24 protein-coding genes are annotated in these 23,827 nt (G+C 30.4%); 11 read left to right on the top strand and 13 right to left on the bottom strand.

The annotated features are described in order from the left end of the window. The first annotated feature begins 1 nt into the window (after window position 1). From L8X28_RS02880 to serC, 4 genes are read left to right on the top strand one after another with little or no spacing between them, the layout of a single operon-like run. On the top strand, window positions 2-1,186 hold the full coding sequence (locus L8X28_RS02880) for a hypothetical protein (protein ID WP_263665469.1): 1,185 nt from the start codon (window positions 2-4) through the stop codon (window positions 1,184-1,186). Window positions 1,187-1,193: 7 nt separating this feature from the next. Next, a complete protein-coding gene (gene ubiE / locus L8X28_RS02875) occupies window positions 1,194-1,895 on the top strand; it encodes a bifunctional demethylmenaquinone methyltransferase/2-methoxy-6-polyprenyl-1,4-benzoquinol methylase UbiE (RefSeq protein ID WP_263665468.1) in 702 nt (233 codons plus the stop codon). After that, window positions 1,892-3,055 carry an exodeoxyribonuclease VII large subunit gene (xseA, locus tag L8X28_RS02870; RefSeq protein ID WP_263665467.1) on the top strand — a complete coding sequence of 388 codons (1,164 nt, stop codon included), beginning with the start codon at window positions 1,892-1,894 and terminating at the stop codon, window positions 3,053-3,055. Before ubiE ends, xseA begins: the two co-directional genes overlap by 4 nt. A gap of 12 nt (window positions 3,056-3,067) precedes the next feature. Further along, window positions 3,068-4,144 (top strand): phosphoserine transaminase, encoded by a 1,077-nt coding sequence (gene serC, locus L8X28_RS02865; protein ID WP_263664597.1) that lies wholly within the window; start codon window positions 3,068-3,070, stop codon window positions 4,142-4,144. Window positions 4,145-4,204: 60 nt separating this feature from the next. Here serC and kcuS read toward each other — a convergent pair whose 3' ends face one another. From kcuS to L8X28_RS02845, 4 genes are all read right to left on the bottom strand, one after another. Beyond that, entirely contained in the window at window positions 4,205-4,396 is a 192-nt protein-coding gene (gene kcuS / locus L8X28_RS02860) for a KCU-star family selenoprotein (RefSeq protein WP_133319555.1), read from the bottom strand. Continuing rightward, window positions 4,393-6,498, bottom strand: a complete 2,106-nt coding sequence (locus tag L8X28_RS02855) for a carbon starvation CstA family protein (RefSeq protein ID WP_263665466.1) — start codon at window positions 6,496-6,498, stop codon at window positions 4,393-4,395. The genes kcuS and L8X28_RS02855 overlap by 4 nt, the downstream gene beginning before the upstream one ends. 146 nt (window positions 6,499-6,644) lie before the next feature. Beyond that, complete coding sequence (locus L8X28_RS02850) at window positions 6,645-7,136, bottom strand: DUF4198 domain-containing protein (RefSeq protein ID WP_263665529.1); 492 nt, start codon at window positions 7,134-7,136, stop codon at window positions 6,645-6,647. Window positions 7,137-7,201: 65 nt separating this feature from the next. Continuing rightward, entirely contained in the window at window positions 7,202-7,357 is a 156-nt protein-coding gene (locus tag L8X28_RS02845) for a hypothetical protein (RefSeq protein ID WP_263665465.1), read from the bottom strand. A 158-nt stretch (window positions 7,358-7,515) separates the two neighbouring features. Between L8X28_RS02845 and uvrA the strand changes: the two genes are divergently transcribed. Then, window positions 7,516-10,338, top strand: coding sequence for an excinuclease ABC subunit UvrA (gene uvrA, locus L8X28_RS02840; RefSeq protein ID WP_133319558.1), 2,823 nt, complete (start codon window positions 7,516-7,518; stop codon window positions 10,336-10,338). An 18-nt stretch (window positions 10,339-10,356) separates the two neighbouring features. Here the strand turns inward: uvrA and trpB are convergent, their stop codons facing one another. Then, the gene (gene trpB, locus L8X28_RS02835; RefSeq protein WP_263665464.1) at window positions 10,357-11,532 is read right to left on the bottom strand and encodes a tryptophan synthase subunit beta; all 1,176 of its coding nucleotides are present in this window, start codon (window positions 11,530-11,532) and stop codon (window positions 10,357-10,359) included. A 275-nt stretch (window positions 11,533-11,807) separates the two neighbouring features. Here trpB and L8X28_RS02830 point away from each other — a divergent pair, with 275 nt between their 5' ends. Further along, on the top strand, window positions 11,808-12,251 hold the full coding sequence (locus L8X28_RS02830) for a YqaA family protein (protein ID WP_263662794.1): 444 nt from the start codon (window positions 11,808-11,810) through the stop codon (window positions 12,249-12,251). Here the strand turns inward: L8X28_RS02830 and L8X28_RS02825 are convergent. Together L8X28_RS02825 and L8X28_RS02820 are read right to left on the bottom strand one after the other, a co-directional pair. Then, window positions 12,207-13,211: a nucleoside hydrolase gene (locus L8X28_RS02825; protein ID WP_263659789.1), complete on the bottom strand. Its 1,005-nt coding sequence runs from the start codon at window positions 13,209-13,211 to the stop codon at window positions 12,207-12,209. The two genes, L8X28_RS02830 and L8X28_RS02825, sit on opposite strands and share 45 nt — an antisense overlap. Continuing rightward, the gene (locus L8X28_RS02820; RefSeq protein WP_263665528.1) at window positions 13,211-14,566 is read right to left on the bottom strand and encodes an MFS transporter; all 1,356 of its coding nucleotides are present in this window, start codon (window positions 14,564-14,566) and stop codon (window positions 13,211-13,213) included. The genes L8X28_RS02825 and L8X28_RS02820 overlap by 1 nt, the downstream gene beginning before the upstream one ends. A 127-nt stretch (window positions 14,567-14,693) precedes the next feature. On the opposite strand from L8X28_RS02820, the gene polA reads away from it, so the two are divergent. From polA to motB, 3 genes are read left to right on the top strand one after another with little or no spacing between them, the layout of a single operon-like run. Next, the gene (gene polA, locus L8X28_RS02815; protein WP_263665463.1) at window positions 14,694-17,333 is read left to right on the top strand and encodes a DNA polymerase I; all 2,640 of its coding nucleotides are present in this window, start codon (window positions 14,694-14,696) and stop codon (window positions 17,331-17,333) included. A 12-nt stretch (window positions 17,334-17,345) separates the two neighbouring features. Next, on the top strand, window positions 17,346-18,119 hold the full coding sequence (gene motA, locus L8X28_RS02810) for a flagellar motor stator protein MotA (protein ID WP_133319563.1): 774 nt from the start codon (window positions 17,346-17,348) through the stop codon (window positions 18,117-18,119). A gap of 9 nt (window positions 18,120-18,128) precedes the next feature. Next, a complete protein-coding gene (gene motB, locus L8X28_RS02805; protein WP_220566602.1) occupies window positions 18,129-18,863 on the top strand; it encodes a flagellar motor protein MotB in 735 nt (244 codons plus the stop codon). An 18-nt stretch (window positions 18,864-18,881) separates the two neighbouring features. Here motB and L8X28_RS02800 read toward each other — a convergent pair whose 3' ends face one another. The 6 genes from L8X28_RS02800 to L8X28_RS02775 form a co-directional block, all read right to left on the bottom strand. After that, a complete protein-coding gene (locus L8X28_RS02800; protein ID WP_220566603.1) occupies window positions 18,882-19,865 on the bottom strand; it encodes a beta-ketoacyl-ACP synthase III in 984 nt (327 codons plus the stop codon). Continuing rightward, complete coding sequence (gene plsX, locus L8X28_RS02795) at window positions 19,852-20,841, bottom strand: phosphate acyltransferase PlsX (RefSeq protein ID WP_220566604.1); 990 nt, start codon at window positions 20,839-20,841, stop codon at window positions 19,852-19,854. The genes L8X28_RS02800 and plsX overlap by 14 nt, the downstream gene beginning before the upstream one ends. A 5-nt stretch (window positions 20,842-20,846) precedes the next feature. Then, on the bottom strand, window positions 20,847-20,993 hold the full coding sequence (gene rpmF / locus L8X28_RS02790; RefSeq protein ID WP_012662034.1) for a 50S ribosomal protein L32: 147 nt from the start codon (window positions 20,991-20,993) through the stop codon (window positions 20,847-20,849). A 14-nt stretch (window positions 20,994-21,007) separates the two neighbouring features. Further along, entirely contained in the window at window positions 21,008-21,361 is a 354-nt protein-coding gene (locus L8X28_RS02785) for a hypothetical protein (protein WP_087699608.1), read from the bottom strand. Next, on the bottom strand, window positions 21,361-21,774 hold the full coding sequence (gene ndk, locus L8X28_RS02780; protein WP_039642239.1) for a nucleoside-diphosphate kinase: 414 nt from the start codon (window positions 21,772-21,774) through the stop codon (window positions 21,361-21,363). The genes L8X28_RS02785 and ndk overlap by 1 nt, the downstream gene beginning before the upstream one ends. 156 nt (window positions 21,775-21,930) lie before the next feature. Next, on the bottom strand, window positions 21,931-22,215 hold the full coding sequence (locus L8X28_RS02775; protein ID WP_039619165.1) for a ferredoxin, 4Fe-4S: 285 nt from the start codon (window positions 22,213-22,215) through the stop codon (window positions 21,931-21,933). Window positions 22,216-22,401: 186 nt separating this feature from the next. Here L8X28_RS02775 and L8X28_RS02770 point away from each other — a divergent pair, with 186 nt between their 5' ends. Together L8X28_RS02770 and L8X28_RS02765 are read left to right on the top strand one after the other, a co-directional pair. Next, complete coding sequence (locus L8X28_RS02770) at window positions 22,402-22,998, top strand: peroxiredoxin (protein ID WP_133319569.1); 597 nt, start codon at window positions 22,402-22,404, stop codon at window positions 22,996-22,998. 244 nt (window positions 22,999-23,242) lie between these two features. After that, window positions 23,243-23,827, top strand: a 585-nt coding sequence (locus tag L8X28_RS02765) for a cache domain-containing protein (RefSeq protein ID WP_263665462.1), incomplete at its 3' end; no start/stop codon positions are given.

Raw genomic sequence — 23,827 nt, 5'->3', positions numbered from 1 at the left:
AATGGTTTGTGAAGTCCAAAGACGCTTTTTACTCAAAAATGATGACTTTATAAAAATTTTAAAAGAAGAAAAAATTATATATTCTAAGGATAAAATACGCGTTTTCTTTACGCGTATAAGTCCTTTTTGTGATGTTAAATATAAAAAATTTAATAAAAATTATTATCGATTTTCACTTTATAAACTGCATGATATTTTAGATAAAAAAAATCATAAACTTTCTAAAAAAGAATTTAAACAGCAAAGTAAAAAACTTATAGGAAGTGTTATTAAGAAAACTAGAATTAGTTTTGAGATTAATAGTGCTCGATTTTTACTTTATAAGTTTAAAAATAATCTGCAAGATTTGGTCATTTTGAAAGTTGTTTTTCCTACTTTTGAAAAAGCAAAGCAATTTAATTTACCTCACTTTTTTAAAAGCTATAAAGAGATTTCAGATGATGAAAATTTCTACAGCAAAAATTTAGCATTATATGGAGATTTTTCTAAAATTTTTGATAGTGTTAGATGTATTAAAATTTTAGATAAGCAAGAAGATATTAGCTTACATTTTCCAAATCAAATTCAAAGTTTTGAAGCGGGTAAAATCTTACTTTTTGTGCTTTTAAAAAGATTAAAAAATGACAGATTGAATTTTTTACAAAAATTAAATTTTGAAAGTTTTGAGCAATTTTTTGTAAGTCTTAGGCAAATATGCATTTTCTTTGAGCTTTTTAGCACTCTTTTTGAAAAGAGTATTCAAAATAAACTTCAAAATTATATTTTGAATTTGGAAAAACAAATTTGTAATGATAAAATTTGTAAATTTGAATTAGAAAAATATATTTTTATTTTAAGTGATGAAAAAATCAATGATATTTTTCTTGATATGGATTTTATTTTAAAGAATGATTGTAGTTTTTATCAAGGAGAGAAAAATCAAATTTTAAAGTCTTTGGTGGCTTTTAAACTAAGAAAAGAATTAGTTTTTTTTAAGAAAAAAATTGTAAAATCTCAAACAAATCATGAAGAAGAATTAGAAAGAATAAAATTTTTATTATGCTATTTTGCAACTATGTTTGAAGAAAAAAGTATTGAAAAACTAAAAAATTATTTTGAACATAATCATTTAGAACAAATTTCATATGATGAAAATACAATAAAACAAATTGAAAAAAGCATTAAAAAATTAAAAATATATAGTTAGGAAAAACATGCAAAAACAAGAAAAAATAGTCAAAATGTTTGATGATATAGCACCAACTTATGATAAGGCTAATAGAATTTTAAGTTTTGGAAGTGATGTGAGTTGGAGAAAAAAAGCTTGTTTAGATGTTTTTAAATTTTCTAACAATGAACTTGATATTATCGATGTGGCTTGTGGTACAGGCGATATGATTATAGAATGGCAAAATCAAGCCTTAAGGACAAATAAAAATATCATTAGTATAAAAGGGGTTGATCCAAGTGCGGGCATGCTTGAAGTGGCTAAGAAAAAAATTCCTGATGCGACTTTTGTACAAGCAAAAGCACAAGAACTTCCACTTGAAAGTGAAAGTGCAGACATCATAAGTATAAGTTATGGCATACGCAATGTGGTAGATAGGAAAGAAGCTATAAAAGAATTTGCAAGAGTGTTGAAAAAGGATGGGATTTTACTTGTGCTTGAATTTACTAAAAGAGGGCAGGGTGGTTTTATAGCTGCTTGTAGAGATTTTTACTTAAAAAATATTTTACCAAAAGTGGGTGGATTTATCAGTAAAAATTATAGTGCTTATGAGTATTTACCAAATTCGATAGAAGATTTTTTAAGCAAAGAAGAATTTATTAAAGAATTGAGTGAGTATTTTGAAATGCTAGAGTATAAAAGTTTTAGCTTTGGTGTTTGTTCTATGTTTATTGCAAGAAAAAAATGAAAGTTTCAGAACTTAATTTAAAAGCTAAAAGTTTATTAGAATTTCATCTTGATGATATAGAGCTTAGTGGAGAAATTTCTAAAATTACCATTCATAGTTCAGGACATTGGTATTTTGATTTAAAAGATGAAAAATCAAGCATAGCTTGTGTGATGTTTAAAGGTTTTAATCAGTTTGTCCAAGCTAAACCTAAAGTTGGCGATATGCTTGAACTTAGAGGTTATGTGAGTTTATATGAAGCAAGTGGCAGGTATCAATTTATCGCCAAAAGTATGCAAAAAACAAGTCTTGGAGATTTAGAAGCTAAATTTTTAGCTCTAAAAGAAAAGCTTGAAAAAGAAGGTTTGTTTGATACAAATGTTAAAAAAAGCATTATTAAATTTCCTAAAAAAATAGGTATAGTTACTTCTTTTACTTCAGCTGCTTTGCAAGATATGTTAAAGCTAATTTCACAAAAAGAATACAATCTTTGCAAAATAACTATTTTTAATGCCCTTACCCAAGGACAAAGTGCCCCAAATTCTTTAATAAATGCTTTAAAAAAAGCCAATGAGTATAATTTAGATGCGATTATTTTGGCAAGAGGTGGTGGAAGCAGAGAAGATTTGTTTTGTTTTAACGATGAAGAACTTGCAAGATGTATTTTTTCTTTAAAAACACCTATTGTTTCTGCTATTGGACATGAGATTGATTATGTTATTAGTGATTTTGTAGCAGATTTAAGAGCACCAACTCCAAGTGCAGCTATTGATATGATTTTTCCAAATAAACTAAGCTTAGAACAAGGACTTGATGAGCTTGCTATGCGTTTTAAAAACCAAATGTTAAATCATCTTAAGTTTTATCAAAACAAAATCGATCACTTGCAAAATTTAGCCAAAGCTAAGTCTTTAGAAAATGCTTTTTTTCTTAGAAAACAAAAGCTTGATTTTTTACAAAGCCAACTAAAGAGTGTTTTAAATTTAAAATTATTAAATTATGAAAATAAGCTTGATAATTTTGAGGAACTTTTAACTCAGCATAAAAATTTCTTTGATAAAAGTAAAAATTTGATAAATTTACAAAAAGATGGCAAAAATATCTCTCTTGAAAAGCTAAAAAAAGGAGATACTATAAAGCTTTGCTCAATAAATGAGAGTAAAGAAGCTCAAATACTATAAAAAGGAGATAAAATGAGAGTGATGAATTTTAGTGCAGGTCCTTCAAACCTGCCTGATGAGGTTTTAAAAGAAGCTAGAGAACATTTGTTTGATTATCATGGTAAAGGCTTTTCTATTATGGAAGTTTCTCATCGTGGAAAGGTTTTTGAAGAAGTGCATTTTGAAGCTATCAAAATGGCAAAAGAACTTTATGGTGTAAATGATGATTATGAAGTGCTTTTAATGCAAGGCGGGGCTAGTTTGCAATTTGCTATGATACCTATGAATTTATATATGGGTGGAGTTTGTGAATTTACTAATACGGGAGTTTGGACTAAAAAGGCTATTAAAGAAGCTGAAATTTTAGGAGTAAATACAAAAATAGTAGCAAGTAGCCAAGAAAGTGAGTTTGATCATATCCCACAATTTGAATTTAGCGATAATGCAGATTATGCTTATATATGCTCTAATAATACCATTTATGGAACTCAATATAAAAGCTATCCAAAGACTAAAAGTCCTTTGATAATTGATGCTTCTAGTGATTTTTTCTCTAAAAAGATAGATTTTTCTAATATTGCTATGCTTTTTGGTGGGGTGCAAAAAAATGCAGGAATTTCAGGGCTTGCTTGTGCTTTTGTGCGTAAAGATATGATAGAGCGTAGTAAAAACAAAAATATACCTAGTATGTTAAAATATAGCGTTTATGCTGAAAATAATTCTTTATTTAATACTCCAGCAACCTTTGCTATATATATGTTTAATCTTGAAATGAAATGGCTTTTAAATCAAGGTGGATTAGACAAAATCAATGAGCAAAATATACAAAAAGCCAAAATTTTATACGATGTGATTGATGAGAGTAATGGTTTTTATAAAGGTCATGCCAAAAAAGAGGATAGATCATTAATGAATGTTAGTTTTAATATAGCTTATGATAAAAACTTAGAGCCAGTTTTTGTAAAAGAAGCTGAAGAAAATGGTATGATAGGGCTTAAAGGACATAAAATTTTAGGTGGAATTCGTGCTAGTATTTATAATTCTATCAGCATTGAAAAGGTTCAAAAGTTAAGTGAATTTATGAAAGCTTTTGCAAAAAAACATGCTTGATTTTTGGTGATTTTCACCAAAAATCATTTGTATAGTAAAAACTTTACTCTTTAATATTTATCAGCATTTTCCTAAGCCACTATTGTATTTTTTTTCAAGAAAATCTTTGAAAAATTCTTTTCTACTTTTACAAGGTGCTTTAGGATGTTTTTCTCTCATATGTTCAAGATATTTATCATAGCTTGCAACTCCAACTAAGGGATGAAAAAACCTTTCGGATTTTTCATACCATAATTTAAGTTTTTTTATCATGTTTTTTCCTTTTTTAATGCTATATAAGGGCTTTCTTTTAAAGGAATGTTTAATTTTTTGATAAAAATTCCAAAACAAGAAAGTATAACAAGCAAAGTGGTAATCATGAAAAACACACATAAAATTGCATTTATTAAATTGGAATTTTTAGCTTGAGATGCTAATTTTATATCTTTTTTGATTTGCTCGATTATTGCTTCATCTTGTGTTTGAGAAAGTTTTAAATTAAATTCTTGTATTTTTTGCGTATTTATTTGTACAGCAGCAACATGACTTATAGCATTATGGATTGGATCTCCTTCTTTGTAAGGAAGAATTTTTTGAATACCTCCATAAAGTGTTGCGATTAAAACAAAACAAGCAGGTATGAGAGTAATCCAAGTATATCTTGCCTTCCCCATTTTAAATAAAATCGCACTTGCTAAAAGCAATGCCATACCAGCAAGCATTTGATTACTCACTCCAAAAAGTGGCCATAATGAGTAAATTCCGCCTTTTGGATCTATCGCTCCTTGGTAGAGAAAATACCCCCATCCACCAACACTTAAAGCTGTTGCAAAAATTCCTGCTAAAGTATTATTGATATTTCCTAAAGGTTTATAAACATTACCCAATATATCTTGAGCCATAAATCTACAAGCTCTTGTCCCAGCATCAACTGCAGTTAAAATAAACAAGGCTTCAAATAAAATAGCAAAGTGATACCAAAAGCCCATTAAATTCACTCCACCAAATAATTCATGTAAAATCAAAGCAACACCTACAGCAAATGTTGGTGCCCCACCAGTTCTTGATAATATGCTTTGTTCGCCTATATTTGTAGTTAAAGTAGTGATTTCTTCAGGAGTTATTTTAAAACCCCAGCTAGAAATAGCAGCAGCTGCATTTGCAACATCTACACCTATAGTAGTAGCAGGCGCATTGATGGCAAAGTAAAGACCAGGGTGTAAAATACAAGCACAAATTAAAGCCATGATAGCCACAGCACTTTCCATAAGCATGGAGCCATATCCAACAGCTAATGCATGAGTTTCATTTTCAAGCATTTTAGGAGTTGTGCCACTTGAAATTAATGCATGAAAACCACTAATAGCTCCGCATGCAATGGTAATAAATAAAAATGGAAAAATTGCTCCAGCAAATACAGGCCCACTTCCATCTAAATATTGAGAATTAATTTTTGGCATTTGAAGATCAGGTGCTACAAATACAATAGCTAAAGCCATAACCACAATAACACCGATTTTTAAAAAAGTTGATAAATAATCTCTTGGAGCAAGTAAAAACCAAACAGGTAAAATTGCAGCTATAAAACCATAAGCCATCATAATAAGTGCTAAAGTTGGTGCATCAAAGGTAAATATTTTCGCCCAATAAGGATCAGCAGCTATTTCACTTCCATAATGTATGGCTAATACGAGCAATATAAAACCTATAATAGAAGCTTCACCAACCCTACCAGGTCTTAAAAATCTCATATAAATTCCCATAAAAACAGCAATAGGAATGGTCATTGCGATGGTAAATAATCCCCATGGAGATTCTGCTAAAGCTTTTACAACAACCATAGCTAAAATCGCAATAATTATAAGCATAATTCCAAATATAGCAATCATTGCTATTGCGCCGATAAATTGTCCTAATTCATCTTTTATCATCTCTCCTAAAGATTTTCCATTACGACGCGTAGATATAAATAAAACTACAAAATCATGTACCGCACCTGCTAAAACACCGCCTATTAATATCCAAAGCATAGAGGGTAAATAACCCATTTGTGCAGCAAGTATAGGACCTACCAAAGGACCAGCTCCTGCGATAGCGGCAAAATGATGTCCAAAAAGTACAATTTTATTTGTAGGGACAAAATCACATCCGTCATTTTTAACCATAGCAGGAGTTGCTCTGTTTTTATCTAGCTCTAATACCTTATAGGCAATATATCTACCATAAAATCTATACCCTATGATATAAATACATAAAGCAGCAATAACAAGATAAATCGCTGAAATACTTTCGCCATTTTGGAGTGCTAATATGCCAAAACAAACAGCACCGACAATGGCAACAAAAAACCATAATATTTTGTTAGTAATATTCATTTAATTCCTTTGCTTTAGTGAATTTATTTAGTGTATCGTAGAATTATATTTTATTGCTATATAGGATAAATAAAAAATTAATATATTACAAAATGTAACATATTTCTTAGTCAATTAAATTAATTTTATTGACTAAGAATTTGAAATTATTTAGATTTAAAACTTAGTGTCGCTGTCAATTGTAGAGTATCGCCATATCTGTCTAGATTGTATGGTAATTTGATGTTTGCAGCTATTATTTGTAAACCATCTTTTGGTTTTGTGAGTGTGATTGTTGCTATACCTTTTTCATTTGTTGCTATGTTGTCGATATCATCATTTTGATCTTCAAATTCAACTCCTTTTACGGGTTTTCCATCTAGTAAAACTTGGAGTTTTAATTTATCTCCTTCATGTAGTGTTAAAGGATTTTGTAAAGGAACTATTTCAAATTTTAATCCTAATGGTTTTTTTGAACCTTCATCCCAAGAAAAAATACTTTTTCCCATTTTGAAAATTTTTCTTGTTTGAGTGACTTCATTTGCACCAGTAATATCTGTAATATCAGATCTTTTTTGTGCATAATGTTTTCCATCTTTTGTAAATGTGTAATATCCAAAATCATAATTAACACTTGCAACAGCAGGTTTTCCCTCAATAAATATTTTGTTATTTTCGTAGTCATAGCCAGCTTTTAAATTTTTTCCTTGAGAATCTTTTGCACTTATACCAAAAACCCTATCAGGTTGATATTGTCCCCAGTATCATCAGCCCAAAAACCTACTTCATATCCATTGCTAGTTTGCATAGGAAAGAATTGATGAGCTAAAGCAGAACTTGCTATAAAAAAACTCAAAAACACCATTTTTGAAAATTTCATTTTTTCTCCTTTAAAATAATTTTGATAATCATTATATATATTTTTATTTATATAAAACTTAAGAATGTATTTTAATTTTTCCTTTATAAAAAAGAAAAATATTTTAATTTTTCTTATGTTAAAATCATAAATTTATTTTTAAATATTTAGGAAAAGTTATGAATGATACTATTAATATAATTGGTGCTAAAGAGAATAATCTTAAAAATATCAACCTAGAAATTCCTAAAAATAAGCTTATAGTTTTTACAGGACTTAGTGGAAGTGGTAAATCCACCTTGGCTTTTGGTACACTTTATGCAGAAGGACAACGCCGCTATATTGAGAGTTTAAGTGCTTATGCAAGGCAGTTTTTAGATAAAGTGGGTAAGCCAAATGTTGATAAAATAGAAGGTTTAACTCCTGCTATTGCTATTGATCAAAAAACAACTTCTAAAAATCCTCGATCAACCGTTGGAACTATTACTGAAATTTATGATTATCTAAGACTTTTATACGCAAGGATTGGCTCACAACATTGTCATCAATGTGGCCAAAAAATCTCATCTATGAGTGCAGCAGATATCGTAGGTGAAATCTTAAAGCTTCCAAAAGGGGCAAAAATCATCATTTATGCACCGCTGATCAAAGAAAAAAAGGGAACTTTTGCAGATCTTTTGGAAAATTTGGTCGCAAAAGGTTATGTTAGAGCACAAATTGATGGGGTTTTAACGCGTCTTGATGAAGATATTGAGCTTGCTAAAACTAAAAAACATACAATAAAGCTTGTGATAGATAGACTCCAAGTGCAAGATGATATGTTGGCAAGACTTGCAAGCGATATAGAAAAAGGTCTTAGTGAGAGCTTTGGTGAAGTGGAAATTGAAGTTTTAAATAATGAAGAATTAAACATAGCAAAACATTTTCATTATAGTGAGCATAATGCTTGTTTTGATTGTAAAATTTCTTTTCCTTTGCTTGAGCCTTTGAGTTTTTCTTTTAATTCTCCAAAAGGTGCTTGTCCAAGTTGTGATGGTCTTGGTATAAGATATACGCTAGATATGAAAAAGCTTATCAATGAAGAATTAAGCTTAGAAGCAGGAGCTGTAAAGCTATTATATGGGTTTAATAAAAGTTATTACTATAAGTTTTTAATGGCCTTTTGCGAGCAAAATGATATAAGGGTAAAAATTCCATATAATGAGCTAAGCGAAGAAGAAAAGCGTCTAGTACTTTATGGTAATGCCAAGGAAATTAACTTTTTATGGAAAAGACATCGCTTAAATCGCAAATTTGAAGGTGCAGTTAAATATGCTTATGAAATGCTAAAAGATGAAAAAGATTTAAGCGAGTATATGAGCGAAAAAACTTGTAAAGATTGCAATGGTCATCGTTTAAGAGCTGAAAGTTTAGCTGTAAAAGTTGCTGAAAAAAATTTGGGTGAAATTTTAGATATGAGCATAGAAAATACTACTGCATTTTTTTCAAAAGAAGCTAATTTTGCATATTTGAGTGAGCAAGAAAGATTGATAGCTAAGCCTATTTTTAAAGAAATTAATGAAAGATTGTTTTTTCTTTATGATGTAGGACTTGGGTATTTATCCTTAGGGCGTGATGCAAGAACAATTAGTGGAGGTGAAGCTCAAAGAATTCGTATAGCATCTCAAATTGGTAGTGGTTTAAGTGGGGTGATGTATGTTTTAGATGAGCCTAGCATTGGTTTGCATGAGCGAGATACAGCAAAACTCATTAAAACTTTAAGAAATCTTCAGCAAAAGGGTAATACTTTAATCGTGGTTGAGCATGATAAAATGACAATAGAAGAAGCAGATTTTATCGTAGATATTGGTCCAAATGCTGGTAAATTTGGTGGTGAAGTTGTATTTAGTGGAACTTATAAAGAATTATTAAAAAGTAAAAGCCAAACTGCCCTTTATATGAGTGGTAAAAAGCAAATTGCCCATCAAAAACACAGAGAACAAAAAGATTTTATTAGTTTAAAAGATGTGAGTATTAATAATATTCAAAATTTAAGTGTAGATTTTCCATTGCATAATTTAGTAGCAATTACAGGTGTTTCAGGAAGTGGTAAAAGCTCGCTAATCTTGCAAACTTTGCTTCCATTTGCAAAAGAAGAGCTTAACCGTGCTAAAAAAGTTAAAAAACTAAGTGGGGCTAAGATAGAAGGTTTGGAAAAACTTGATAAGGTAATTTATCTTGATCAAAGTCCTATAGGAAGGACTCCTCGTTCAAATCCCGCTACTTATACAGGTGCTATGGATGAAATTCGTAATCTTTTTGCAGCTACCAAAGAAGCTAAAATGCGAGGTTATAAAGCAGGGCGTTTTTCTTTTAATGTTAAAGGTGGAAGATGTGAAAAGTGTAGTGGCGATGGTGAGATTAAAATCGAAATGCACTTTTTGCCTGATGTAATGGTAACTTGTGATGTTTGCAATGGTAAAAGATATAATGATGCAACTTTAGAGATTAAATATAAAGGTAAAAGCATAGCTGATGTTTTAAATATGAGTATTATTGAAGCAAGTGAGTTTTTTACTTCTGTGCCAAAGATAAAACAAAAGCTTGATACTTTGGTAAAAGTTGGGCTTGATTATCTTACCTTAGGACAAAATGCAACTACTTTAAGTGGTGGGGAGGCTCAGCGTATTAAGTTAGCTAAAGAATTAAGCAGAAGCGATACAGGAAAAACTCTTTATATTTTAGATGAACCTACAACAGGACTTCATTTTGAAGATGTTAATAAACTTATTGTAGTTTTGCAACATTTAGTTGATCTTGGAAATAGTGTGTTTGTGATAGAGCATAATTTAGATGTGATTAAAAATGCTGATTATATCATCGATATGGGACCTGAAGGTGGAGTTAAAGGTGGTAAGGTTATAGCTAAAGGTAGCGTTGAAGAGCTTGCTAAAAATCATAAAAAAAGTGGTTCTTATACAGGGTATTATCTAAATTTAGAGCTAAAAAGCATAAAAAAATAAATTGGTTGAAGTTATTCTTCAACCATAAATTTCACCTTTTTTATATTCATAAATACTTTGCATATCTTTATCGCCTCTTCCTGAAAGATTTACAACTATCACACTTTTTTTCTTTAAAGTTGGACAAAGTTTTTCTAAATAAGCTAATGCATGTGAGCTTTCAATAGCGGGTATAATACCTTCTTCTTTACATAATAATTTTAAAGCATTAATACACTCATCATCACTAATAGCATGATAACTTGCTCTTTTACTTTCTTGCAAATATGCGTGCAAAGGCCCTATGCCAGGGTAATCAAGCCCAGCAGAAATACTAAAAGTATGAGCAATATTGCCTTTATCATCTTGTAAAACTTTAGTTTTCATACCATGGATAATACCTTCTTCGCCTTTAGTAAGTGTGGCTGCATGATAAGGTGTATCTTTTCCTAAACCTGCTGCTTCAACACCTATGAGCTTAACTTTTTCATCTTTTAAAAATGCATGAAAAATTCCAGCAGCATTGCTACCGCCTCCAGCTGCTGCTATGATGTAATCAACTTTTTTATTTAATTTTCTAAGTTGCATTTTGCATTCTTTACCTATAATACTTTGAAAATGCGTAACAATTTGTGGATAAGGATAAGGCCCCACTGCACTTCCTACTACATAAAATACTTCTTTGGTATTTTTAACCCAAAACTTTAAAGCCTCATCTACCGCATCACTTAAAGTTTTACTTCCACTTTCTACCGCATGAACTTTTGCTCCTAAAAGCTCCATTTTATAGACATTTAAGGCTTGCCTTTTTACATCAATAGCCCCCATAAATATCTCACATTCAAGTCCCAAAAGTGCTGCTGCAGTAGCTGTTGCAAGCCCATGTTGTCCTGCTCCGGTTTCTGCAATAATTTTTTTCTTATTCATTTTCTTTGCCATTAAGGCTTGAGCTATGGCATTGTTGATCTTATGAGCTCCTGTGTGAGTTAAGTCTTCTCTTTTTAAATAAATTTCATGATTATAAAGCTTGCTTAAATTTTTAGCATGGTATAAAGGTGTGGGTCTTCCCACATAATTAGTTAAGAGTTCTTTTAATTCTGTGTTAAAATCTTTATCTTTTTTGAGTTTTAAAAAAGCTTTTTCTACTTCATCTAATGCTATTTTTACTTCATTTGGCACAAATTGCCCACCAAATTTTCCATAATATTTTTTCATAGTATTTCCTTAAAATGATTAATAATATAAAATCAAAAATGATCAACTAAAACTAAAAATGTAAAATAAAAAATGATTGAAAATGTAGTAGCAGGCTTAACGCCAAGAAAAAGAAGCTTTGTTAAATGAGTATTCTAAATTTAGTTTAGAAAATTTTTTCCTTTCCATAGTTTTTCCTTTTAAAAAATTGCCAAATGACTTTACATTCTAAGATAATTATTATTAAAAATTCTTTAAAATGATAGTTTATAAAATAAATACTAAGAAAATTTATAATGTTTGATTTTTTATATAATGATATAAGTTATATAGGGCTTTTCGTAGTATGTTTTCTCTCTAGCACACTTTTACCTATGGCTAGTGAGGCTTTTGTGCTTATTTTTGTGAAATTAGATTTTAATGCTTATATGGTTTTATTTATAGCAAGCTTGGGGAATACTTTGGGTAGTTTAAGTACTTATGCATTAGCTTATTTTGGAGAGAGTCAAATTTTGGAAAAATATTTTAAAAACTCTTTATGTAAATTAGAAAAAATCAATGCAAACTTTAAAAAATTTGGCTCTTTGTATGCTTTTTTTACTTTTTTACCCATAGTGGGAGATCTTTTTGCACTAGGGCTTGGATTTGCTAAGTATTCTTTTTTAAAAGCAAGTATTTTTATAGCCTTGGGTAAATTAAGTCGTTATGCTTTTGTAATTTTCATAGCAAATTCCATTTAAAAGTCTTGATTTTAAAAGATTTAAAAGTCTAGCATTATCAACATCTTTTAAAACTTTTATGGTGTTTTTTAATTCATGATTTTTCATAGGCATTTTAGCGTCTTTAAAACACCTTATCGTGCTTCCTCTAGCAAAAGTACTATCACAAATGACATCTACTAAATACTCATCAAAATTTGCTAAATTTGGATCAAGCATATAAGCAATAGTTAATGCATCGTGTATCCATGTGCCATTTGTGCCTCTTGTTTTGCTTGCAAAATCAATCCAAACTCTTAAAGTCTGCACTAAAAAATCACAAAGTGGATTTTGATTTTCTAAAGCATTTAAATCTTCATGTGTGAGCATAGTTTGCATTGTTGCATTATAAGGAACAAGTGTGATTTTAGCTCTTGAGTTTAAAACTATACTAGCAGCTTCAGGATCAAAGCCAAAATTTGTATCTTTGATATGATAAGGCATATCAAAACTTCCACCCATGATAAAAATTTCTTTTACATTTTTATCAAAGTCTTTAAAAAGCTTCATAGCTATGGCTATATTTGTTAAAGGCCCTATAGCGCAAATTGAAATTTCACCTGGGTTTTGCATAACAAGCTCACCCATTTTCATACAAGCATTTGGGTTTATGTTTTCTAGGATTTTTATAGGTTTTATATGATCCCAAAGATGAGTAAGCTTAAACTCTTCTACGCCTTTATCTAGTCTTTGTCTCCAAAAATGACTATCTTCACATAAAGCTTCATGAGCACCTAAATACAAAGGTATGTTTAGATTAAGCTTATTTAATAAATCTTTAGCAACACTATAAGCGGTTAAAGCTTGCACATTACCACTTAAAGTGCTAATCATTTCAAGTTTGATTTCTTTGGAGGCTAAAATAAGTCCAAGGGCTAAACCATCATCAGTATTAGCCCCTGCTATTCCATTGCCTATATCAGTATCTAAAATAAGGCGTATCATATCGCATCTTCTATTAAATTTAAATCCCTGCCTCTAGTTTCTGGTGCAAAGAAAGTTGTGATAAAACCAATTCCTGCAGTGATAACAAAATACAAGGCTATTGGCCACCAAGTGCCATAATAAGCAAGCAAAGCTGAAGCTATCATAGGAGCGGTTCCTCCTGAAAGTATAGAGCCAAATTCTTTTGCTAGTGCCATTTTGGTATAGCGATTTTTTGCTCCAAAAAGCTCCACACCCCACGCAGCTTGTACGCCAAAAATTCCTAAAGATGCTAAAGACATACCTACAATGATAGTTAAAATTACAATAATTTCATTTTTACTATCAAGTAGCATAAAAGCAGGGAAAGCATAAAGCATTAAAAGCAAGCAAAAGGTTCTATAAGTAATACGCCTTCCAAATTTATCACTTAAATATCCTGCTAAAGGTATAACCAAAAATCCCACCAAAGAAGCGATAACAACAGCAGTTGTGGCTACTGATTTATCAAGAAGTAAAATTTTAGTTACATAACCTACTATAAAGCCTTGTGCAAGATAAGATGGTCCATTTTCTCCTATCCTTATACCCACCATAGTCCAAAATGCACGACTTTTCTGCCAAAAAGTTCTTTCATCTTCTTTCATATGTGCTTCATTTTCATGACGAATTTTTAGCATTAATTCTTTTTGTTTTTCAAAAACAGGAGTTTCTTTTACATTTAAACGCATATAAACAGCAAAAAGTGCTATAAAAATACTTCCTATAAAAGGAATTCTCCATCCCCATTCTTTAAAACTAGCATCATCCATACTTGTAACTAAAAGCCACACAAAAGCTGCAAGCAAGGTTCCACTGTTTGATCCAAGTGCTATAACAGAAGAGATTAAACCTCTATGTTTGCTAGGAGCATATTCTCCAAGCATGACAGTCCCACCTGAAAGCTCAGCACCTGCTCCAAAGCCTTGCATAAAACGCAAAATAACCAAACATATAGGAGCCCAAATTCCAATTATTGCATAACTTGGTATAAAACCAATTAAAGTAGTTGAAATACCCATTAATGCAATGGTGCTCATTAATACATTTTTTCTTCCGTATTTATCTCCTAAATATCCAAAAAATAAAGCTCCAATAGGTCTAGCAATAAAACCTATACCATAAGTAACAAAACTAAGCAATAATGCTATAACAGGAGTTTGTTCAGGAAAGAAAACTTCTGAAAAAACAGTAGCTGCAGCTAAGCCATAAAGTGCAAAATCTGCATATTCCATGGCAGTTCCTAGCCAGCATGAAAACACAGCCTTTTTAAATGCCTTTTTTCCTTGTGGAGTTTGAAAATTTTCATCCGCGATTGATTTTGTTTGCAAGATTAAACCTTTGTTTTAAATTTAAAATATAATTGTAACTAAAATGCTTAAAATGGAAATTTAATACTTTTTACCGACTTTTAAATAATTTTGGGCGATAATTATTATTATTTTTTAATATAGGAAAAAAATGAAAACTTTAACAATAATTGATACTTTTGGCTTTTTCTTTAGACTTTTTTATGCTTTAAAGGGTTTGAAAAATTCAAAAGGTGAGCCTAGTAATATGATTAGTGGTTTTGCTAATTTTATTTATAGTTTGAAAAATGAACATCCTAGTGATATGATTATTTTTGCTCTTGATAGTAAAGGAAAAACTTTTAGAAGTGAAATTGATCCAAATTATAAAATCAATCGCACTCCACCTCCGCCTGATTTATTAGCTCAAATTCCAATTTGCATTCAAATGATAGAAAAAATGGGTTTTTCAAGTTTTTCTTGCGAAGGATATGAGGCTGATGATATCATCGCATCTTTAGTTAAAGAGTGTGAAAGTAAGGATATTTTTATAAGAATTATCACTCAAGATAAAGATTTATATCAACTTATAAAAGATGATAAAGTTAGTATTTATAGCCCTATTTCAAAAAATGATTACAATGAAGCAGGGTGTTTGGAAAAATATGGGGTAAAACCTAGCCAAATAAGAGATTTTTTAGCTCTATGTGGAGATAGTTCAGATAATATCCCAGGGGTAAAAGGAATTGGTGCTAAGGGTGCTAAGAATTTACTTGATGAGTTTGAAAGTATTGAAGGAATTTATGAAAACTTAACACTAGTGCGTAATGAGAGAAGTCGTAATTTGTTGCTTGAAGGCAAAGAAAATGCCTTTTTAAGCAAAAAACTTGCTTCTTTATATGAAAATTTAGATGTAAAAGATATGCTTTTAAATTGTGAGTATCCAAAAGATGAGCCTTTGCTTAAGATTATGGATATTTTAGAGCATTATGAATTAAATGCTTTGTTAAAAAAACTACGCACTAATCCTACTAATAAAGATAAAAATTTAGGATTTAATGCAAGATTAATTTTAGATGAGAAAGAATTATTTGAAATTTTAGAAAAAATTGATGATCAAAGTATTGTTGCTTTTGACACCGAAACTACGGGCTTAGATACTAAAGAAGCTAAGATAGTAGGGTTTAGTTTTTGTTTTCATGAAAGTGAAGCCTTTTATGTGCCACTTGCACATGATTATTTAGGAGTTTGTAAGCAAATTTCTATGCAAGTAGCTAAAAAGGGTATAGAAAAAATATATCAAAGCACGGTTATAGGCCATAATCTTAAATATGACTTTGAAATTATAAAAAATAATTTTAATTTACTTCCTCCAAAAAACTATGCTGATACTATGATACTTGCATGGCTTAAAGAGCCAAGTTTGCGTGTAAATATGGATGATTTGGCAAAAAGATTGTTTGCTTATGAGACTTTACATTTTGAAGACTTGGTAAAAAAAGGAGAAAACTTTGCAGGAGTGGATGTAGAAAAAGCTTGTAAATATGCTGCTGAAGATGCTTATATTACTTTAAGATTTTATTTGTATTTTTTAAAAAAATTAGAAAAGCCTTTGTTTGAACTTGCACAAAAAAGTGAGTTTGAATTTATCAAAGTGCTTATTATGATGGAAAATAATGGCATTAAACTTGACACTCAAAAGCTTGAAAACTTAATGCAAAGTTTTAATCAAGATATTAAAATACTAAGTGAAAAAATATATGATTTAGCGGGTGAAAAATTTAATATTAACTCTCCTAAACAAGTAGGGGATATTTTATTTGAAAAATTAAAACTACCAAGTGGCAAAAAAAGCAAAACAGGTTATTCTACTGATGAAAAGGTTTTAAATGCTATTTTAGATGAACATTTGATTGTAAAAGAAATTTTAGCTTACAGAGAGCTTGCAAAATTAGTTTCTACTTATTGTGAACCTTTGTTAAAATTAGCTAAAAAAGATGAAAATTCAAGAATTTATTCAAGTTTTTTGCAAACAGGAACAGCTACTGGACGCCTTTCATCAAAAGATCCAAATTTGCAAAATATCCCTGCACATGGTCAATATGCTAAAGATTATAAATCTTGCTTTATTGCAAAAGAAGGATTTAGTTTTATCTCACTTGATTATTCACAAATTGAGCTTAGAATGCTAGCACATTTTAGTGAAGATGAGAAATTATTAGAAGCGTTTTCAAACGATGAGGATATTCATGCAAAAACTGCTATTATGATTTTTGGCCATAGTGATTATGAGACAAGAAGTATTGCTAAAAGTATAAATTTTGGTCTTATTTATGGTATGGGTTATAAGACTTTGAGTCAAAATTTAAAAATAGAAGCGAAGTTAGCTAAAGAATATATTGAAAAATATTTTGAGAATTTTACTAGTATTAAAACTTATTTTGAAAAGGTAAAAAATGAAGCTAAGCAAAATGGCTTTATAAGTACTTTACTAGGTCGTAAGCGTTATTTTGATTTTGAAAATGCAAAGCCTATGCAAATTGCAATGCATGAAAGAGAGAGTATTAACTCTATACTTCAAGGTTCAGCTGCCGATATAATAAAATTGGCAATGATAGAAATAAGTAGAAATTTGGATGAAAACAAACGCTTAATTTTACAAATTCATGATGAGCTTATTTTTGAAGTAAAAGATGAACTTTGTGAGGATTTTGCAAAAAAAGCTAGTGATATTATGGAAAATATTGTAAAATTAAAAGTTAAATTAAAAACTTCATCAAGTATTGCCAAAAATTGGGGTATATTAAAATAAGGAGAATGTTTAATGGATCTTTCAACCATACTTGGGATGGTATTAGCTGTTGTTAGTATTTCTGTAGGGGATATTTTAGAGGGTGGTAACCCTTTGCATGTTTTACACTTAGCGTCTTTTATTATCGTGGTGCCTACAGCAGCTTTTTGCGCAATGACTTCTACACATAAAAAAATTGTTAAAGGTGCATATAAGGAATTAAAGGTAGTTTTTAAAGGTTCGGGAGTAAATTTAAGTCAAAGAATAGCTGAGCTTGTAGAATACTCTGTTATAGCAAGAAGAGATGGACTTTTGGCTTTAGAGTCAAAAACTAATGAAATTGACAATGAGTTCTTAAAAGAAGCTATGATGATGATGGTAGATGGTAAGAGCGTAGAAGAAATTAAAGAAAGTATGGAAATTCAAGTAGAAGAAATGGAAGAATATTATAAAGAATGTGCAGAATATTGGATACGCTTTGGTGAAACTTGTCCTACTATGGGGCTTGTTGGTGCTGTTTTTGGATTGATTTTGGCACTTAAACTACTTGATGATCCACAGGCTATGGCAGCGGGTATTTCAGGAGCTTTTACAGCAACTGTTACGGGAATTTTTGGTGCTTATGCTTTATTTGGGCCTTGGGGTAATAAAATGAAAGCTAATTCACATGATTTAATTAAGGAAAGAATAGTTATTTCTCACGCTATTGTAAGCATTGCAGAAGGAGCTAATCCAAGAGATTTGGAGGCAAAGTTATTTAACTATTTAAGCCATGATGAGCCTAGAATTTCTCAATTTGATAAATAAGAGTTAAAAATGGGAAAAAAACATAAATGTCCAGAATGTCCAGCAGGTGAAAAATGGGCAGTGCCTTATGCAGACTTTTTAAGTTTGCTTTTGGCACTTTTTATTGCTCTTTGGGCGATTTCTGAAAGTAATCCTGCAAAAACTGAAGCCTTGAAAACTGAATTTGTTAAAATTTTTGAATTCACTGCTTCTAGTCCTTTAGAAAAAGAAAGTGAAGTGCATAATAAATATAGTGCACCTTCAAATGCAAATGTAGAAGAGCTTGAAAAACTTAAGAAATTAAGTATTACTCAACAAGAAAATATAGAAAAATTAAAAGCAGCATTAGATCAAAGAGAAAATAATATAGTTTTAAATTTACCAGCTAGGGTTGAATTTGCTAGAGGTAGTATTCAGATTGATTCTGCTGATGTACAAGATTTTTTAAAGCGTATTAGTGAAGTGCTCAAGAAAATGCCAAAACAAGCTCAAATAGAACTTAGAGGTTATACTGATGCAAGCGATCGGGATCCTAAGAGAAATTTTGATTTAGCTAGTAAAAGATCTCAAGTTGTAGCCGATTATTTAATAGCTAAAGGAATCGATCCAACTCAACTTATAGTTGTAAGTTTTGGTGATAATTATCCTTTAAGTGCAAATAAAGAAGATGAAATAAATAATAGGGTAGAGTTTTATATTCGTGTAGATTCTTCAGACAATCAAGTTAGAAAGTCAGTATTAGATCAAATAGAAACTTTTAAATAACAAATAAGCTTTATAAACTTATTTGTTATTTTCTCCGCCAAAACGAAGCAATGCTGAACCCCAAGTAAATCCACCACCAAAAGCATCAAGCAATATTAGTGAGCCTTGTTTTAAACGACCTTGTTCATAAGCATCATTCATTGCCATAGGTATTGAGGCTGCTGAAGTATTGCCGTATTTTTGCACTGTAACCACGCATTGTTCATCTGTAAAATTTAATTTTTCTTGCACGGCTTTAATAATTCTTAAATTAGCCTGATGAGGTATAAAAAGATCAATTTCTTCACTTTTTATATTATTTTTTGCAAGAATATCAATAACATCATTACTTAGAGTATTTACTGCAATTTTAAATACTTCGTTTCCTTTCATTTGCATAGAAAGAGGAGAGCAAATGCTACTTTTTTGAGATCTTTGAGTTATTAATAAATCTCCAAACTCCCCATCACTTGCTGTATGAGTATCTATAATCGGATAATTATCATCTAAAGATACAATTCCAGCACCAGCTCCATCGCCAAATAAAACACAAATACTTCTATCTGTATAGTCTATAATAGAGCTAATTTTTTCAGCTCCAATAATTAAAACATTTTTCTTTGTTTTGCTTTCAACCATAGATTTAGCAAGTTCTAAAAGATAAATAAACCCTGAACATGCTGCAGAAATGTCAAAAGCAGTGATGTTTTTTAATCCAAGATTATGAGCAATTTTACATGCAGTTGATGGCATAGTAAAGCAATCAGGACTTAAAGTAGCAACAATAATAGCATCTATGTCTTGAGGTTTTAAATTCGCTCTTTGTATAGCTTTGATAGCTGCTTTAGTGCCAAGATCACTTGTGTTTTCATCATTATTTGCTATGCGTCTTTGCTCTATTCCTGTTCTTCTTAATATCCACTCATCACTAGTTTGCACCATAGATTCTAATTCTTTATTGCTAAGTATTTTTTCGGGAATGTAAGAAGCTATACTTTTTAATGAAGCTTTAGTTGATTTCATAATTGGCAAGTTCTTTTTCTATAGTTTGATTTATATTTGATTGTGTAAAATTTAATGCTTGAAAAATAGCATTTTTAATGGCTTTTGGACCGCTTTTACCATGACTTATAATGACACATTCTTTCACACCTAGAAGTGGAGCCCCGCCATATTCTTCATAATCAATGTGGGTTTTTAATTCATTAAAAGCAGGTTTTGCTAAAAGATAGCCAAGTTTTGATAAAAAAGATTTTTGAATTTCTTGTTTTAAAAGTTTTGTAATAACACTTGCTACACCTTCACCGGTTTTAAGTAAGATATTTCCATTAAAACCATCGCATACTAATACATCTATCGTGCCATTAAATATATCTCTTCCCTCAGCATTTCCGACAAAATTTGGAAGTTGCTTTAAAAGTTGATGGGTTTCTTTAGTAAGCTCATTTCCTTTGCATTCTTCTTCGCCATTTGAAAGCAAAGCAACTCTAGGCTTAGCAATTTTTAAAATTTCTTTAGCATAGGCTTCACCCATAATGGCAAATTGAAACAAATGCTCACTTTTGCAATCAACATTTGCACCAACATCTAACACTAATGTTCTTGAATGGATATTTGGCATTAAAGTGGCTATTGCAGGTCTAGCGATATTGGCTAATCTTCCAAGTCTTAAAGTAGCCAAACTCATAGTAGCTCCACTATGTCCAGCTGACACAACAGCTTTTGCTTTTTGATTTCTTACTAAATCTATGGCTTTGTAGATTGTACTATCTTTTCGTTTTAATGCATCTGTAGAATTTTCTTCCATAGCAAATACATCAAAAGCCTCTTCATATTCTATATATGAGTTTAATTCTTGAGGGATTAAGGTTTTAAGCTTTTGAGGATCTCCTACTAAGATGGCTTTAAATTTTCGCTCTTTTAGAGCTTGAATTACACCTTCTATAATAGGTTTTTCCCCAAAATCACCACCCATTGCATCAATAGCAATGCTCGTCATTGTTCTTAATATTCCTTAGTTACAGGATTTACACGATGAGGCATTTTGTAGCTACCATCTTTATCCTTAATAGGCATAGGTAGGGTAACTTTGTAATGAGTTCTGCGTTTTGCTGCGCGAGTTTTGCTCACTCTTCTCTTAGGTACTGCCATTTTTTACTCCTTTATTAATTTAAACATTTATTACAATAAAAATAATCACTTAAGTAAGATTGTAATTCACTTGTAGCAAGCTCTATTAAGTCAATATGAGAGTCAAAAAACTCCATAGTATCACTTAAAGTATTATTTTCATCTTTAAAAATTCCATCGCTTGCAAAAAGCTCTATATTTTGATCGATTTCAAGTTCCATTTCATCACCACATCGATCGCAATTTCTATAAGTAAATCCTTTAAAATTAGCTGTTATTTTAGCTAATTTTGGATTAACTTTTGTAATAGTTCCTTCAAAAACTATATTATCAAGATCTAGTTTAAAAGGATAAGCTACAGAGCTAAGTTTTGCAAAGGCAATTTTCATTATAAAATTTCAGTTTTTGAAAAGAAAAATTCTATTTCAATTTTTGCATTTTCCAAGCTATCGCTTCCATGAACCGCGTTTGCATCAATACTATCTGCAAAATCTGCTCTGATAGTACCAGGAGCCGCTTCTTTTGGATTTGTAGCACCCATTAATTCTCTGTTTTTTAACACAGCATTTTCGCCTTCTAAAACAGAAACCACAACTGGACCACTGATCATAAATTCAACTAAGTCTTTAAAAAATGGTCTATCTTTGTGTACAGCATAAAATTCTTGTGCTTCTTTTTCTGAAAGCTGTATTTTTTTTGTAGCCGCTATTCTTAGACCATTGCTTTCAAAGCGTGTTAAAATTTGACCAATAACGCCTTTTTTTACTGCATCAGGTTTAATAATAGAAAGTGTTTTTTCCAAAATCGTCCCCTTAATTTAGATAAGTTTTATGTTTATAAAAGAGTTAATTATATCAAAAAATGCTTTAAATTTATATAAAAATTGTAATTTTGAGTTATAAAATGAAGAAGCTACAAGCATCTTAAATACTAGAAAGATGCTTGTATTGGGTATTAATTAAGCAAATACCGGAGTTGAGCCATCTCTTAAATCGCTTCCGATATTATCACGACTTGGTTGACCACTAACTACATCGCTCCATACAATACAGCCATCAGTTGGACATGCACTTGCACATGCTGGCTGATCATTATGTCCTACACATTCAACACATTTATCAGCATAAACATAATATCTATCTTCGCCCTCAGGGTTATTTGCATCATCTACGATTGCACTTACTGGGCATTCATCTATACAAGAACCACATGCTATACAAATATCAGTAATTTTAACTGCCATTTTTTACTCCTTAAATATTAAAAGTTTAATATAAGATTATCAAAATTGTCTTAATTTTATTCTTAAAATCTTTTAATTTTGATAATAAAATTAATTTACATACAAATTTACACAATTAATAAATTTTTAAATTTACAAATGATATTATTTTGTTACAAATAAAATTTATTAATTAGGAGATAAACGATGATAGTAACTAAAAAAGCTATTGATTTTACAGCACCTGCTGTATTAGGTAATAATGAAATAGTTGGAGATTTTAATCTTTATAAAAATATAGGACCAAAAGGTGCAGTAGTATTTTTCTATCCAAAAGATTTTACTTTTGTTTGCCCTTCTGAAATTATTGCTTTTGATAAAAGATATCAAGATTTTAAAGATAGAGGTATTGAAGTAATTGGTGTATCTTGCGATAACGAATTCTCTCACTTTGCTTGGAAAAATATGCCTGTAAATCAAGGTGGTATAGGTCAAGTTAAATTTCCTTTAGTAGCTGACTTAACAAAACAAATTGCTAGAAATTTTGATGTTTTATTTGAAGAAGCAGTTGCTTTAAGAGGTTCTTTCTTGCTTGATGCTGATGGAACAATCCGCCATGCAGTTATAAATGACTTACCACTTGGAAGAAACATTGATGAAATGATTAGAATGGTTGATACTATGCTATTTACTAATGAACATGGTGAAGTTTGCCCAGCTGGTTGGAATAAAGGTGATGAAGGTATGAAGGCTGACCCTAAAGGTGTTGCTGATTATCTAAGTAAAAACGAAAATAAATTATAATTTTTTAAGCTGAAAGTTATTCTTTCAGCTTAGTATAAATTGTGTTATAAAGTTACAATACTCTCAAAATATACTGATTAATATACATTTTTGATAAATGCTTTTAAAATATTATAACTAGGACATCATGTAATAAATAATTTACTTTTTATTTTATATATTTATTATTTTGTTGGCATTTTATTGTATTAATAGCATGATAATCGTTGTATAAAAATTTACTACAAAATTTTAAGGAGCTGTTATGGTTTTTTCATTTTCTAAGAGCTTATCTTCAAAGCTTATATGGATAATGTGTGTAGGTGTAGTTTCTATTGTAATACTGATTAATTTAGTCAGTTATTTTAATTCAAAAAATAGTACTTTTGATTTACTAACAGAAATACAAGTAAACAATATGGTGGATACAAATGCTCTGTATGATTTTTATGGAAAAACTAAAAGATTAGCTATAGAATCTTTAGCAGAGCAATTTTCTAGTAATTTAAATATGCCTTCAGAACAAATTATGCAAATTCTCAAACTAGCTGCAAAAACTTCTGGGTTTGAGCTAGTTTATGTTGGTTTTGAAGATAGTGGTAAAAATTATCAATCAGATGGTCAAGTACTTGATTTATCAAAGGGTTATGATACTAAAAATAGAGGTTGGTATAAAGAAGCTAAAGCAGCTGGAAAATTTATAACAACTGATCCATATAAATCTGTAACAACAGGAGAAATAGGAATTACTTATGCCATTCCTGTTTATGCTAACGGAAAACTCTTAGCGGTAGTTGGAGGTGACTATAATTTACATACTTTTTCTAAAGATGTTTTAGCTATAGGGCAT

Origin of the sequence: Campylobacter sp. CNRCH_2016_0050h (genome assembly GCF_025772605.1) — a bacterium.
In the GTDB taxonomy this organism is placed as follows: Bacteria; Campylobacterota; Campylobacteria; order Campylobacterales; family Campylobacteraceae; genus Campylobacter_D; species Campylobacter_D lari_D.
Note: the sequence above shows the minus strand (reverse complement) of the source record. Positions and strands in the feature narration are given on the sequence as shown.